This window comes from Streptomyces sp. NPDC002232, from assembly GCF_042890295.1.
In the GTDB taxonomy this organism is placed as follows: domain Bacteria; phylum Actinomycetota; class Actinomycetes; order Streptomycetales; family Streptomycetaceae; genus Streptomyces.
Window position 1 is genome coordinate 780,203 of record NZ_JBIARV010000003.1, and the last position, 14,704, is coordinate 794,906.

General features: G+C 75.0%; 12 protein-coding genes. 8 read left to right on the forward strand and 4 right to left on the reverse strand.

The genetic code is table 11. The features are described from left to right. Window positions 1-49: 49 nt before the first annotated feature. The 7 genes from ACFYXU_RS15985 (at window position 50) to ACFYXU_RS16015 (ending at window position 7,582) form a co-directional block, all read left to right on the forward strand. A complete protein-coding gene (locus ACFYXU_RS15985; RefSeq protein ID WP_389458011.1) occupies window positions 50-1,009 on the forward strand; it encodes a proline racemase family protein in 960 nt (319 codons plus the stop codon). Beyond that, on the forward strand, window positions 1,006-1,995 hold the full coding sequence (locus ACFYXU_RS15990) for an ornithine cyclodeaminase family protein (protein ID WP_389458013.1): 990 nt from the start codon (window positions 1,006-1,008) through the stop codon (window positions 1,993-1,995). Before ACFYXU_RS15985 ends, ACFYXU_RS15990 begins: the two co-directional genes overlap by 4 nt. Window positions 1,996-2,007: 12 nt before the next feature. Further along, the gene (locus ACFYXU_RS15995; RefSeq protein WP_389458015.1) at window positions 2,008-3,165 is read left to right on the forward strand and encodes an NAD(P)/FAD-dependent oxidoreductase; all 1,158 of its coding nucleotides are present in this window, start codon (window positions 2,008-2,010) and stop codon (window positions 3,163-3,165) included. Window positions 3,166-3,196: 31 nt separating this feature from the next. Further along, complete coding sequence (locus ACFYXU_RS16000) at window positions 3,197-3,511, forward strand: (2Fe-2S)-binding protein (RefSeq protein ID WP_361398739.1); 315 nt, start codon at window positions 3,197-3,199, stop codon at window positions 3,509-3,511. Continuing rightward, on the forward strand, window positions 3,492-4,970 hold the full coding sequence (locus tag ACFYXU_RS16005; RefSeq protein WP_389458017.1) for an FAD-dependent oxidoreductase: 1,479 nt from the start codon (window positions 3,492-3,494) through the stop codon (window positions 4,968-4,970). The genes ACFYXU_RS16000 and ACFYXU_RS16005 overlap by 20 nt, the downstream gene beginning before the upstream one ends. Window positions 4,971-5,048: 78 nt before the next feature. Next, window positions 5,049-5,954: a dihydrodipicolinate synthase family protein gene (locus ACFYXU_RS16010; protein ID WP_389458019.1), complete on the forward strand. Its 906-nt coding sequence runs from the start codon at window positions 5,049-5,051 to the stop codon at window positions 5,952-5,954. 242 nt (window positions 5,955-6,196) lie between these two features. Next, window positions 6,197-7,582 carry an aldehyde dehydrogenase family protein gene (locus tag ACFYXU_RS16015; protein ID WP_389458021.1) on the forward strand — a complete coding sequence of 462 codons (1,386 nt, stop codon included), beginning with the start codon at window positions 6,197-6,199 and terminating at the stop codon, window positions 7,580-7,582. 77 nt (window positions 7,583-7,659) lie between these two features. Here the strand turns inward: ACFYXU_RS16015 and ACFYXU_RS16020 are convergent, their stop codons facing one another. After that, window positions 7,660-8,823 (reverse strand): serine hydrolase domain-containing protein, encoded by a 1,164-nt coding sequence (locus tag ACFYXU_RS16020; protein ID WP_389458024.1) that lies wholly within the window; start codon window positions 8,821-8,823, stop codon window positions 7,660-7,662. A 74-nt stretch (window positions 8,824-8,897) separates the two neighbouring features. Next, window positions 8,898-9,794 (reverse strand): alpha/beta hydrolase, encoded by an 897-nt coding sequence (locus ACFYXU_RS16025; protein ID WP_389458026.1) that lies wholly within the window; start codon window positions 9,792-9,794, stop codon window positions 8,898-8,900. A gap of 119 nt (window positions 9,795-9,913) precedes the next feature. On the opposite strand from ACFYXU_RS16025, the gene ACFYXU_RS16030 reads away from it, so the two are divergent. Then, complete coding sequence (locus tag ACFYXU_RS16030) at window positions 9,914-10,966, forward strand: helix-turn-helix domain-containing protein (RefSeq protein ID WP_389458028.1); 1,053 nt, start codon at window positions 9,914-9,916, stop codon at window positions 10,964-10,966. 324 nt (window positions 10,967-11,290) lie between these two features. Here the strand turns inward: ACFYXU_RS16030 and ACFYXU_RS16035 are convergent, their stop codons facing one another. Beyond that, a complete protein-coding gene (locus tag ACFYXU_RS16035) occupies window positions 11,291-12,502 on the reverse strand; it encodes an NUDIX domain-containing protein (RefSeq protein WP_389458030.1) in 1,212 nt (403 codons plus the stop codon). A 112-nt stretch (window positions 12,503-12,614) separates the two neighbouring features. Next, window positions 12,615-14,639 carry an ABC transporter ATP-binding protein gene (locus tag ACFYXU_RS16040; protein ID WP_389458032.1) on the reverse strand — a complete coding sequence of 675 codons (2,025 nt, stop codon included), beginning with the start codon at window positions 14,637-14,639 and terminating at the stop codon, window positions 12,615-12,617. Window positions 14,640-14,704 lie beyond the last annotated feature (65 nt).

Genomic DNA, 14,704 nt, shown 5'->3' on the forward strand with positions numbered 1-14,704 from the left:
CCTTCACGACGGTGGTCCCCGAGCCCCGCCCCTCCGGAGGACGCACCACGTGAGCACCACCCCGCAGTCGGTCCGCACCACCGACTACCACACCGCGGGCGAGCCGTTCAGGATCGTCGCCCAGGACCTGCCGCCCGTCCCCGGCGACACGGTCGCCGAGCGCCGCGCCCTCGCCCTCCGGCTCGGCCCGCTCGACGCCCTGCGCCGCCTCCTGGTCCGCGAACCGCGCGGTCACTCCGGCATGTACGGAGGGTTCGTCGTGCCGCCCGACGACGACGGCGCCCACTTCGGCGTGCTGTTCTGGCACAAGGACGGCTACTCCACCGCCTGCGGGCACGGCACCATGGCGCTCGGCGCCTGGGCCGTCGACACCGGACGGGTCCCGGCATCCGAGGACGGCGACGTCCCCGTCCGCGTCGACGTGCCCTCCGGGCGCGTCACCGCCACCGTGCACCGCGCGGGCGGCCGCACCACCGGCGTCACCTTCCGCAACGTCCCGACGCGCGTCCTCGCCCGCGAGGTCCCGCTCGCCCTCTCCGGCGGCACGGTCCGGGTGGATCTCGCCGACTCCGGCGCCGTCTACGCCTCGGTCCCCGCGCGCGCCCTCGGGCTCGACACCACCCGGGCCTCGCTGCCCGGGCTCGTCCGGGCCGGGCGGGAGATCCGCGCCGCGCTCCCCGCACACGAGGTGTACGGCGTCATCCTGCACGAGGACCTGCCCGACACGGCCACCGGACCGCACCAGCGCAACGTCACCGTCTTCGCCGACGGGCAGATCGACCGCTCGCCCTGCGGCTCAGGCACGTCCGCCCGGCTCGTCCTGCTCGGCGACGAAGGGCGCCTCGCTCCCGGGGACGTCCTCACGCACACGTCCGTGGCCGACACGGTGTTCACCGGCCGCCTGCTGCCCGACGGCATCACGGAGGTGACCGGCGCCAGCCATCGCACCGGCACCCACACCTTCGTCCTCGATCCGCACGACGAGCTGGGGACGGGATTCCTGCTGTGACCGCCCCGAACGGCCCGGTCCGCGTCGACGCCCCGGCCTTGAACGGCCTGCTGACGCCCTCGGCGGCGGCCGACGTCCTCGCCGAGGTCCTGCGCGCCGGACTCGACCCCGAGTCCGCACCGCCCCGCACCGCCGTCCCCGTCCCGGCCGGTGAACTGCTGCTCATGCCCGCCGCCGACCACGCCTACGCCGGGGTGAAGATCGCGGGCGTGGCCCCCGGCAACCCGGCCCTCGGTCTGCCCCGCGTCACCGGCTCCTACCTGCTCCTCGACGGCACGGACCTCCGGCCCCTCGCCCTCCTCGACGGCGCGGCCCTCACCGAGCTGCGCACCCCGGCCGTCTCCGCCCTCGCCGTACGCCATCTGACCCCGGACGACCGGCCGCTGCGCCTGGTGCTCTTCGGCACCGGCCCCCAGGCGTACGGCCACCTCGAGGCCGTACACGCCGAACGAGCTCTCGCGGAGGCCGTCGTCGTCGGCCGCAACCCCGTCGCCGCGCGGGCCCTCGCCGGATACGCGCGGACGCTCGACGTGCCCGCACGGGCCGGCACACCGGGAGACGTGGCCGGGGCCGACCTCGTCGTCTGCTGCACCACCGCCCGCGAACCCCTCTTCGACGGCACCCTGGTCGCCCCCGGGGCCACCGTCGTCGCCGTCGGCTCGCACGAGCCGACGGCCCGGGAGACCGACACCGCGCTCGTGGCCCGCGCGGAGGTCTACGTCGAGGCGCGCTCCGCCGCCCTGCGCGAGGCGGGGGACCTGCTCGTCCCCCTGGCCGAGGGGGCGATCGGCGCGGACCACATCGCGGGCACGCTCGCCGAACTGGTGCGCGGCCGAACCCCCTCGGAGCGCCCGCGCCTCTTCAAGAGCGTGGGCATGGCCTGGGAGGACCTCGCCGTGGCCGGGGCCCTGTACCGCGCTCTCGGCGCGGCCCGAGCCTTCGAGCGGAACGGGTCCCAGGGTCTTGGCAACCTCAGTGCCATGTGAAATATTACTGCCGTGCCCACGAGAAACACCTCGGATGTCATCGTCGTCGGCGCCGGCGTCGTCGGCGCGGCCTGCGCCCACTACGCCGCCCGCACCGGCCTCTCCGTCACCGTCGTCGACCGCGGTCCCGTCGCCGGCGGAACCACGGGAGCCGGCGAGGGGAACCTCCTGGTCTCCGACAAGGAACCGGGACCCGAGCTCGAACTCGCCCTCATCTCGACCGCGTTGTGGCGGGAGCTGACCGAACTGCTGCCGCCGCAGGTCGAGTACGAGGCCAAGGGTGGTCTCGTCGTCGCCTCGGACGAGCCGGGGATGCGCGCCCTGCGCGCGTTCGCGGCCCGCCAGGAAAAGGCGGGCGTCACCGGCCGGGAGGTCTCCGCGGACCGGCTCCACGACCTGGAGCCCCACCTCGCGCCCACCCTGGCGGGCGGCTTCCACTACCCACAGGACGCCCAGGTGATGCCCGCCCACGCCGCCGCCCAGCTGCTGCGCACGGGCGGCGGACGGATCCGGCTCCGGCTGGGCGAGGAGGTCACCGGCCTCCTCACCGGCTCCGCCGGGGAGATCCGCGGCGTACGGACCGCGGCGGGCGAGATCCACGCCCCGCACGTCGTCAACGCCGCCGGGACCTGGGGCGGCGCACTCGCCGCACTCGCCCGAGTGCACCTGCCCGTACGGCCCCGCCGGGGCTTCGTCCTCGTCACCGAACCGCTGCCGCGCCTGGTGCGCCACAAGGTGTACGCCGCGGACTACGTCGCCGACGTCGCCAGCGGCTCCGCCGCCCTCCAGACCTCGGCGGTCGTCGAGGGCACCCCCGCCGGGCCCGTCCTGATCGGCGCCAGCCGCGAACGGGTCGGCTTCGACCGGACCCTCTCCGCCGAGGCCCTGAGCCGGCTCGCCGCCGGAGCCACCGCGCTCTTCCCGGTCCTCGGCACCGTCCGCGCCCTCCGCACCTACCTCGGCTTCCGCCCCTACCTGCCCGACCACCTGCCCGCGATCGGCCCCGACCCCCGCGTCCCCGGCCTGCTTCACGCCTGCGGCCACGAAGGCGCGGGCATCGGCCTCGCACCCGTGACCGGACAGATCGTCACCGCCTGCCTGACGGGCGCCCGGCAGCCCCTGGACATCACCCCGTTCCGCCCGGAGCGGTTCGCCGACGACCCGGCCTGACGCACCTGTCACCGTCACGAGAGGAGGGCCCGTGGCCCGCACCCCCGCCGACCTCGTCGGCGCGCAGCCCGATCCGCCGTTCGAGATCACCTTCGACGGCCGTCGCGTCACCGCCCTGCCGGGCCAGACCGTCGCCGCCGCCCTCTGGGGCGCCGGGATCCTGGCCTGGCGCACCACCCGGGACGGCGGCCGGCCGCGCGGCGCCTTCTGCGGCATCGGGCAGTGCTACGACTGCCTCGCCACCGTCAACGGCGTGCCCAACCGCCGTGCCTGCCTCGTCCCGGCCCGCCCCGGGGACGCGATCACCACCCAGGAGGGCCACGGCCATGACCGCCTCACCGTCTGAGCCCGAGGCCCGGCGCGCACCGTACGACCTCGCCGTCGTCGGCGCGGGTCCCGCCGGACTCGGCGGAGCCGTCACGGCCGCGGAGCTCGGCCTCTCCGTCGCGCTCCTCGACACCTCCGCCCGGACCGGCGGACAGTTCTACCGGCACCCGGCGCCCGCCCTCGGCGCCGTACGGCCCGAAGCCCTGCACCACGACTGGTCCGCCTACTCCGACCTGCGGCGGCGCCTCACCGAGAGCACCGTCGCCCACCTTCCGGGACACCACGTGTGGTCCACGCTCCGGGAGGACGACGGGACCTGGGCCGTCCACGCGGTCACCGGGGCCGACGGCGACGGGGAGCGGCCCGTACGCATCCGGGCGCGGGCCCTGCTCCTCGCCACCGGCGCGTACGAACGCCAGCTGCCCTTCCCTGGCTGGACGCTGCCCGGCGTCGTGGGCGCCGGAGGGGCCCAGGCCATGCTCAAGTCCGGGCTCGTCCTGCCCGGTCGCCGCGTCGTCGTCGCGGGCAGCGGCCCCCTCCTGCTCGCCGTCGCCTCCTCCCTCGCCGCCGCCGGTGCGCGGGTCCCCGCCGTGGTCGAGGCCGCCGGTTATCTGCGGTACGCCCGCGGCCCCCGCGCGCTCGCCGCCAACCCCGGGAAGGCGGCCGAGGCGCTGCTGCACGGCGCCGGACTGCTCCGGCACCGGGTGCCCGTCCGGCTCAGGAGCGCGGTCACCGAGGCGCACGGCACCGACCGGGTGGAGGCCGTGACCGTCAGCCGCCTGGACGCCGACTGGCGCCCCGTCCCGGGGACGGAACGGCGGATCGCCTGCGACGCCCTGGCCGTCGGCCACGGACTCGTCCCCCAGATCGAACTGGCCACCACGGCGGGCTGCGCCACCCGGCCGTCGCCCGACGGGACCCTGGGCCTCGCCCTCGACGAGCTCCAGGAGACCTCGGAGCCCGGCCTCTGGGCGGCGGGCGAGACCGGAGGCGTCGGCGGCGCCGCACTCGCCCGCACGGAAGGGGAACTCGCGGCCCACGCCGTCGCCGCGCGACTCCTCGGCCGGCGCACCGGCGGGGGCCGGATCGACGGGCTCCGGCGCCGCCGCGACCGGATGCGTGCCTTCGCCGACGTGATGGCCGCGGCGCACGCCCCCGGCCCCGGCTGGCAGGACTGGCTCACGGACGCCACGGACGTGTGCCGCTGCGAGGAGGTCTCCGCCGGCCGCGTCCGCGAGGCCGTCGCCGACCTCGGGGCACGGGACGCGCGCACCGTCAAGCTCCTCACCCGGGCCGGCATGGGCTGGTGCCAGGGACGGATATGCGGCACGGCCGTCGCCTGTCTCGCCGCGGGCGGGGGCACCCCCGAACCACCGGCGGAGCGGCGCCCGTTCGCCGTACCCGTACGGCTCTCGACGCTCGCCGCGCTCGACGGTGATCCGGCCGATCAGGCCGGGCCGCCCCTCGAAGCCCCTTAGGGCTTGTGGGGGAGTCCTTTGCCGGGCCTCCCTTTTCCCCATTAGTAAAATGTCACACACTACTGAAAGGTGATCGGCATGACCACCACCTGGACCACCGACCGCCCCTGGCGCGGCATCATGGTCGCCACCACTCTCCCCTTCCGCGACGACCTCTCCGTCGACCACGACGCCTACGCCGAACACGTCGCCTGGCTGATCGCCAACGGCTGCGACGGCGTCGTCCCGAACGGCTCCCTCGGCGAGTACCAGACCCTCACCGACGAGGAGCGCGCCCAGGTCGTCCGCACCGCCGTCGACGCGGCCGGCGACGGGGCCAGGGTCATGCCCGGCGTCGCCGCCTACGGCAGCGCCGCGTCGCGCCGCTGGGCCGAACAGGCCGCCGAGGCCGGGGCCGGCTCGGTCCTCCTCCTGCCGCCCAACACCTACCGCGCCGACCCCGCGTCCGTACGCGCCCACTACACCGACGTCGCCCGGGTCGGAATCCCCGTCGTCGCGTACAACAACCCCTTCGACACCAAGGTCGACCTCACCCCCGACCTGCTGGCCCGGCTGCACGGCGACGGCAGCATCGTCGCCGTGAAGGAGTTCAGCGGCGATGTCCGGCGCGCCTACGAGATCGCCGAACTCGCCCCCGACCTCGACCTCCTGATCGGCGCGGACGACGTCCTCCTGGAGCTGGCCGTCGCGGGCGCCGTCGGATGGGTCGCCGGATACCCGAACGCCTTCCCGGCGAGCTGCGCCGAGCTGTACCACGCGGCCGTGGCGGGGGATCTGACGACGGCGCTGCCGCTGTACAAGTCGCTGCACTCGCTGCTCCGATGGGACTCGAAGACGGAGTTCGTCCAGTCCATCAAGCTCTCCATGGACATCGCGGGCCGCCCCGGTGGCCCCACCCGGCCGCCGCGCCACCCGCTCACCGGCCCGATCGAGGCCGCGGTGCGCACGGCCACGGAGAAGGCCGTCGCGAACGGCCACCACTGACGCGCCGACGGGGGGACGCGGCACGCGGCGCGGCGGCGTCGGGGCGGGGGTGATGGTCTGCCGCTTGCCGTCCGCCGCCTGCCCCGTCACAGCCGCCGGCCTCGGGTCGCGGGTGGCACTCCTGAGCCACGGCGGGCGCCGCCGCCCGCCGTCGGCTTCGCACCGCCCCCGCCGTCGGCTTCGCCCCCCACCCGCCCGCAACCTCCCGACCCCGTACGCCCCTTCTCCGGAGGCCTCCTCCCGTGACCGACGTCCTTCCTTCCCTCACCTCAAGCAACCCGGCCGACCCCGCCGACGTGCTCCTCCACATCCCCGCGCCCGGGGCCTTCGCGGTCGTCGACGCCGTCGAACGGGCCCGCGCCGCCCAGCCCGGCTGGCTGCGGGCCGGAGCCGGCGCCCGCTCGGCCGCCCTCGGCGCGGTCGCCGACGGCGTGGAGGCCGCGACCGATGAACTGGCCGCGCTCGCCGTACGCGAGGTGGGCAAGCCCCTCTCCGAGGCCAGGGCCGAGGTGGCCCGTACCGTCGCCATCTGGCGTTACTACGCCCAGGCCCCGTACGAGCCCACCGGCGCCGTCCACGAGACCGCCGCGGGCGCCGGACTGCTCCTGACCCGGCGCCGCCCGCACGGCGTCGCCGGACTCGTCACACCCTGGAACTTCCCCTTCGCCATCCCGACCTGGAAGGCGGCTCCCGCGCTCGCCGCCGGGAACACGGTCGTCCTCAAGCCCGCCCCCGAGGCCACCGCGTGCGCCCGGCGCCTGGGAGAGATCGTGCGACGGGCCGTGCCGGAGGCCGTGTTCACCGTCCTGCCCGGAGGAGCGACCGAGGGCAACGCGCTGGTCTCGGCCGCCGACGTCGTCTCCTTCACCGGCTCCACCCCGGTCGGGCGGGCCGTGGCCCGGGCCGCGACCGCCCGGGGCATCCCGACGCAGGCCGAGATGGGCGGCCTCAACGCCGCGATCGTCCTGCCCGACGCGGACATCGAGCAGGCGGCCGGACACATCGCCGCCTCCATCGCCGGATTCGCGGGCCAGAAGTGCACCGCCACGAGCCGCGTGGTCGCGGTCGGTGCCGCCCTCGAACCGCTGCGCGAGGCGCTGTCGGAGGCGCTGCGGGCCCTCGCGGTCGGCGACCCGGCCGACCCGGCCACCGTGTGCGGGCCGCTCATCCACGAGGGCGCCCGCGACCGCATGGCCGAGGTCTGCCGTGGCCTGGCCACGCTCGCCGGCGGCACCCCCCTCGACAGGCCCGGCTGGTACGCGGCCCCGACCCTGGTGGAGAAGGTGCCCCCGGGGCACCGGCTCCTGCGCGAGGAGGTCTTCGGCCCGGTCGCCGCCCTGCTCCCCGCCGACGACGTCGCCCAGGCCGTACGGATCACCAACTCCGTCCCGTACGGCCTGGTGACCTCGGTCCACACGGCCGACCTGAACACGGCCCTGCACGGCCTCGACCTGCTCGACACCGGCATGATCCGGATCAACGCCCCGTCCACGGGCGTCGACTTCCACCTGCCGTTCGGAGGAACCAAGTCCTCCAGCCACGGGCCCCGCGAGCAGGGCAGGGCGGGCCTGGAGTTCTACACGTCGGGCCGTACGTACACCCTGGCGCCCGCTGGACCGGCGGCGTGATCCCGTGCGGTGGCGGGCCCGGCCGCACCGGCCCGCCGGCGCACGCATACGGCATGGGCGGGAGCAAGTGATCCCGCTCAGCGCGCGGGTCCGGCGGCGGACGCCGGTGCGCCCGTCGCCGTCGCGTACAGCGCCTTCAGCGCGCCGTCGACGGGGTGGGGCCGCGGCCGCCCCGAGGCGTCCGGCCTGTTCCACCGGGCGAGGTTGACCGCCACGGACATCTGCCGCCCGCCGTCGGCGCGGGTCAGGGACAGGGTCCCGGCTCCCCAGACGGTGCCGTCATGGCCCCAGAAGGTCCCGTGATCGGTGTCGACCCGGTGCAGCCCGAGGCCGTAGCGGATCATCGATCCGTCCAGGGCGCGGACCGGAACCGTCCGCCGCATCTCCACGAGCGACGAGGGGCCGACGATCCCGCCGCCGAGCAGGAGCGCGTAGAAGCGGTTGAGGTCCGCCATCGTCGACACCAGGGCGGCGCCCGTCCCGACCCAGGACATGTCGTAGACGCTGTAGTCGCGCGGCGGTTCGATCAGGCCGTAGAACGACTCGTACAGGAGCGAGTGCGGTCCCTCGACGTGCGGTCCGGCCGGGAAACCGGTGTGCCGGAGTCCGGCCCGCTCGATGACGTTCCGGGTGACGCACTCCTCGGCGGGCATGCCGGTGACCTCCGCCAGGAGTTCGCCCAGGAGCAGCCAGTTGGTGTTCGAGTAGACCCCCGTGGAGCCGCCGGGCTCACCCGTGGGCGGCGCCGCGAGCCCCATCGCGATCAGCTCCGCCGGACGGAACGACCGGAACCGGTTGTCGTCCAGGCTCTCCGTCGACACGTCCGGCAGCGAGGGGAAGCCGTGGAGGGACGGGAAGGCGTACGGGAGGTAGTCGGGGATGCCGCTCGTGTTGTTGAGCAGCATCCGTACGGTGATCCTCCTGCCGCGCTCTCCGGGCACGAGTCCCGGGAGGTGGTCCCCGATCGGCGCGTCGAGCCCGACGCGCCCCCGCTCCACCTGCTGGAGCACGGCGGCGGCGGTGAACGACTTGGTGACGCTGCCGACGCGGTGCCGCATCTCGGCCCGGACGGGACGGCCGGTCGTGACGTCGGCGACCCCGGAGGCGCCGTGCCACGTCCGTTCCCCCTCCCTTACTTCGGCGAACACCCCGGGTACACCGGCGTGGTGGATGTCGTCCAGGGCGGACTGGAGCTCCGCGGGGTCGAGCCCGGCGGACGGGGCTGCCTGTCGCGTCTTCACGCATCATTCCTTTCACGAGGTCGAGGTACTGGCTGCCGGGCGTCGGGCCCTGGACCGCCGGGCCCTGAGCGTCGTCAGTCGGCGAGGGCGCGTCGCAGGACGGCGCCGAGTTCGGCGTTCTGGCGTTGCGACACCTCGGCGGAGAGGATCGCCTGCGAGCCGTGGAAGGTGCCGGGCCACTGGTGGAGTTCGACGGACACGCCCGCCCGGAGCAGCCGAACGGCGTAGTCGATGTCCTCGTCGCGGTTCGGGCAGAACTCGGCGGAGGCGACGTAGGCCGGCGGGAGGCCCGAGAGGTCGGTGGCCCGCGAGGGAGCCGCGTACGGAGTGGCGGGCCGTGCGCCCAGGTAGTGCTGCCACGAGGCGACCGCCTTCCCCCGGTGGAACCAGGGCGTGTCGGTGAAGTTCCGCGCCGACCAGGTCTCCAGACGGTCGTCGAGACCCGCCTGGTTGAGCAGCTGGAAGCGGATCGGCGGGCCCTGCTCGTCGCGTGCCCGCAGCGCCACGCCGGCGGCGAGCCCACCTCCGGCGCTGTGGCCGCCGACCGCGATCCGCGCGGGGTCGACACCGAGCGCGTCGGCGTGCTCGGCCGTCCACTCCAGCACGGCGTAGGCGTCGTCCAGCGCGGCCGGGAAGGGATGCTCCGGGGCCAGCCGGTAGCCGACGGAGATGACCACCGCGCCGGAGCTCTCCGCGATGCGGGTGGCCCACGGGTGTTCGGTGTCCACGTCGCCCATCACGAATCCGCCGCCGTGCATCCAGATCACGGCGGCCCGGGCCCCGCGCGGCCGGTAGATCCGTACCGTCACGGGCGGGTCGGCGGGCACGACGCGGTCCTCGATCTCCATGTCCGGGGTGTCCGGCGCCGGTACCGAGGTCGCGAGACCGGCGAAGTGGGCGCGGGCGGCCACCGGGTCGGAGAGGTCGGTGCGCGGGAAGAACGGTATGAACGCTTCGAGTTCGGGATCCATGACGACCATCCTCACGGCCGTCCGCAGACGGCCGCATCCGACATCCGTCGCGCGTCCCGTGCCGATCGCGCGCCGAACGGCGCACCCCGTCACGGCACTTCGTCTGGGATCCTTCTGCCATGGAGGCACTGGCCGTACGGCTGTCGGGACTCGATCCGTACGTCGACGGGGCGATGCGCATCGTCGCGTTCTACGACACCCTGATGCGCCGGCGCGTCGACCTCCCGGCACTCGCGCGCGCGTCCGCGGGCCTCGCCGAGTGCGTCGCCGGGATACGGCTGCACGGCTCCGGCCGTTCGACCCGCGTCTCCCCGCACGGAACGACGGCGGTCACCCCTCCGGTGCCCGCGTCGACGGAGGTGGCGGTCACCCTCGACGAGGAGGAGATCGGCACGGTCTGGCTGGAGCGCCCGGGTCCGCCGCACCCGCTCGACGAGGTCCTTCTCGACCGGTTCGCGCTGGCCGCGGCGGGCGCCGCCGAGCGCTACGGCCCCGCGCGCACCACCATGGCCGACCCCGCCCTCGTCGAACTGGTCATCAGCCGTGGCACCGACGACGCGGCCCGGGCGCGGGCCCTGCGCCTCCTGGGGTTCGCCCCCGGACTTCCCGTCCACGTCGTCGCTGTCCGCACCCGCCTCCCGCTCGACCGCGTCGGAGCGCTGGTCTGCCCGTCCCGCCCGGTGAAGGCCGCCCCGCTCGCCGACGTGGGCGTCCTCCTGGCCGCCGCCGTGGACCGTACGGGCTTCCCCGAGGGGGTACGGGCGGGGATCGGCGCCGCCGAGGGCCCCGACCGCTCGTGGCGCCGGGCCCGCACGGCCCTCCGCTTCACCAGCCCGCGCGAACCCGTCGTCCACCACGCCGATCTCGGCGCGCTGGCCCTCCTGGCGGACATCCCCGAGGAAGCCGTACGGGACAACCCCGACGTCACCGCCCTCGGCCATCTCTCACCGGAGGACCTGGAGACGCTGGACACCTACTGCGCGACCGACTCCGTCCGCCGGGCGGCCGAGCTCCTCCACCTCCACCACAGCAGCATCGCCCGCCGCCTCGACCACATCGGCCGGGCGCTGGCCCTGGACCTCAGCACCCCCACGGGCCGGACCCGTGCGCGGCTCGCCCTCCTCACGGGGCGTCTGCTCGACGAGGAGGCGGGCGGCGGCGCCCAGGGGTGACGAGCCGTTTTCGGGGGTGATCCTCGGGGATCCGGTCCGGGGGATTCGGGGTCGGTTCGGGGCGATCACCGATGGCCGGCGCGTCGTGGGGAAAGCAGAGTTGAGGGTGTCAGGGGGCGCTCGGAAGGCCCCGCGGCGCCACCAGAGCGGAGCATCCCGTTGCCTGTCCGTCCGACCACCCTTCGCCGTCTCTCCACGGCGGGACTCGCCGTCGCCCTCCTCGTGATCGGGGCCGCCGCCCCGCCGTCACGGCGCTCGCCCCGGCGCGGCCGCACCCGGCGCGTACGCTTCCCTCCTTCGACCCCGAGCCCCTGTGGAGACTGGTCACGCCGAGGAGGACCAGTCGGCCGGGGTGGTGAGTTCGGTGACCGGGCGGCGGCCGGCGCGGGGGATGCCCAGCCGCTCGCGGGCCCGGTGGACCGCGGCGAGCTGCGCCTCGGCCGCCGGCCCCCAGTCGAAGAGCTCCACGGCCTGCTCCGGCGTGACCAGCACCCGGATGGGGACGCCGCCGGTGGCCGACCCGAGGTCCGCCCGGCCGACGCCCGCCTGTCCGAGGTCCGCCCGGTCGAGGCTCGGTGGTCTGACATCCGTCCGGTCGACCCCCGTCTGCCCGACGCCCGCCGGTCGGACGTCCGCCGGTCCGACGCCGGTGAGGGCGGCGGCGTACCGGACACGGGTGCGCGGTTCGTCCGGGTCGGGGAGATGGCCCAGGAGCACCGGCTCGCCGAAGCTGGAAGCGGCCTCCTCACGTGCCTCGCGGCGCAGTGTGGCCACAGGGTCCCCGCCGTCCCGGGGTTCGGGGGCGCCCCCCGGGAGGCGGGCCGTGCCCGTGTCGGGGTCCAGGAGGAGGAGCACCCGTCCGTCGGGTGCGAGGAGCCAGCCCCAGGCCTGGCACACGCGCAGGCCCGCCGGGGCCGGACCGGCGTGGAAGGGGAAGTGGTGCCGAGGCCGGGCGGTGTGCAGGACGGCGGCCCGGTCGAGGGGGGTGGGGGAGAGGGGGAGGCCGTTCTCCAGGAACACGGGGCCGGCGCCGTCGATCCTGGCGCGGAGTGCGGACAGGGCGCGCCGGGCGTCGCGGGCGGACATCAGGTCGGGCAGCCGCGAGGGCTCGGCGAACTCGACCGACTCGATCTCGTGCTCGGGCAGGCGGATCGTGGAGATCCGCTCCGCGTCCCAGGTGCCGCCGTCGTAGACGTGCAGGATCTCGCCGTTGAACCGCATGACGGGCGGCGCGTCGAAGCTGTCGGCCGAGACCCAGTCGACGGCGAGCCCGCGCTCGACGGCCAGGGAGACCCCGAGCTCCTCGCTCATCTCCCGGGTGGCGGCGTGGGAGGGCGATTCCCCCTTGTCGACGGCACCGCCCGGCAGGAGACAGGTGTCGCGGTAGTCGACGTGCTGGACCAGGACCCGGCCCCGCTCGTCGGTGATCAGCACGGAGGCCCCGATCCACAGGGCGGCCCCGGCGCGCAGGGCTCCGTACTCCTCGTCGCTCATCGAGGAGCCGGGTACGTCTTCGGAGGAGGGAAGTGTGGCCATGTGTCTCCGATCGCGAGCTGCCCCGAAGGGGCGACGAGGGACCGACCCGGGGTCGGTCCGGCCTCCGCGCCGTGTGGTGGGGGTAAGGAATGATTTCCAGCGGACCGGTTGGTTATGCCATCTTTTCTTCCGTCTTGCTCCGCGAGGTCGCCGGTGCGGTCTGGCCGGGGACGGTCGGCGCCAGGAACTGGCGGGCCTGGAGGCCGTACGCCTCCCGGAACGCCCCGGTGCCACGGGACGGGTCCATGAGCTCGTCGAACGTGCCGTGCTCCACGACCCTGCCCCGTTCCAGCACGTAGATGAGGTCGGCATGGCGGACGCTGTGCAGCCGATGGGTGATCAGGACCGTGGTCTGGCCCGTCCCGGAGAGCCGGTGGATCTGGTCGAAGACGCGCTGCTCCGCCACCGGGTCCAGCGCGCTGGTCGGCTCGTCGACGACCAGGACCCGTCCGTTCCGGTAGCGGGCCCGTGCCAGTCCGATCTTCTGCCACTGCCCGCCGGAGATCTCCTGGCCGCCCTGGTAGCCGCGGGCCAGCAGCGTGTCCAGGCCGCGCGGCAGCTTGGCCACGACGTCGTCGGCTCCCGCGTACGCGGCCGCGGCGTCGACGTCCCGGTCGTCGATCGCACCGCCGGGCCGCCCGATCCCGATGTTCACCCGGGCGGTGAACGGCCACCGCTGGAAGTTCTGGGCGACCATGGCCACCCGGGAGAACAGCCGGGCCCTGGAGGCCTCCGCCGCGTCGACGTCGCCCCACATCACCCGGCCGGCCGCGGGCAGGTGCAGACCGCAGAGCAGCTTGGACACCGTGGTCTTTCCCGAACCGTTCGCCCCCACCAGGGCCACCGTGGAGCCGCGCGGGATGACCAGGTCCACCTCCCGCAGCGACGGCTCCTCGGCGCCCTGGTAGGAGAAGGTGACCTTCTCGAACCGGATCGCGTCGAAGTCCTCCGGCACGTCCACGCCCGTCTCCGGGATCGCCCGCCGCTCCGCCTCGGTGCACAGCCGCTCCAGGTCGGCGACGAAGAGGGACTCCTCCTGGATGTCCGTCACCCGCAGCACCAGGTCCGTGATGCTCGCCGATCCGGCGCGGATCGCGAGCACGGCGGTCCCGCCGACCGCGAGCGCCATCTGCCCGTGCCACAGGAGGAGTCCCAGCACGCCGTACGCGGCGACCGTGGCCACACCCCGGGCGCCGTCCGCGAGCAGCCCCGTGCGCGCACCGACCCACGCGAGCCGGGTCTGCTCGCGTTCGCTGGTCTCCGCCATGCCCCGGAAGTGCTCCAGCAGGAACGGTCCCACGTCGTGGGCCCGCACCTCGCTCGCGGCCTGCTGGTCGATCAGCAGCCGGCCGAGGAGCTGTGCGGCGCGCGCGTGCTGGACGAACCGGTGCCAGCTCTCGTACCGCGCGCGGGCCATGGTCAGGGATCCCCACGCGCTCGGCAGCGCCATCGCGCACAGGAGCGGCAGCAGCGCGGGGTGCAGGACCGTCAGGACGCTCGCGGCCGCGACCAGGGAGATCGCCGAGGCGACCGCAGCCGTGCAGTAGCCGACCATCCGCCGGGCCGCGTCGGCGCCGTACTGCGCCGAGTCCATCAGCTTGTGGAACGCGTCGTCCTCGATCGCGTCCATCTCGACCCGGGCGACGAGCCCCAGGTACCGCTCGGTGGCGACGCGCTGGACCTTCGGCTCCAGGATGCCCGTCGAGGCGGTGGACGCCGACCTCAGCAGCGAGGAGAGGATCGCCGTCACCGACACCAGCACGAGCGACGGGAGGGCCGCCCGCAGCCGTTCGACCAGGATCCCCGGCGCCAGCAGTTCGGTGAGCAGCGCGTTCACCGCCACCAGGGAGAAGGCCTGCGCCACACCGCGGCCGACCTCGCCGACGGCCACCGTGTACAGCGCGCGAGGGTCGGCCCGCCGGGCCAGCCGCACGGCGATCCCGACCTGACGCGGGAAGCGCACGGCCATGCTCCACATGCCCAGCCGTACCCAGGTCCCGGAGTGCTGGCTCCAGCCCTCGTCGTAGGCGAGTTCACCGCCGAACAGCAGCCGTTCGGAGGCCGAGACGGTCTCGGCGGGCGGGGTGTCGTCGGTCGGAGCGGTGGACGCCGTGGCGTCCGTGGTCGCGGGGTCCATGGAGTCCTCCGGGAGCCGGTTGGTGGCTGTCGGAGAACTCAACGACGGGGGAGGGCCGGTCGAAC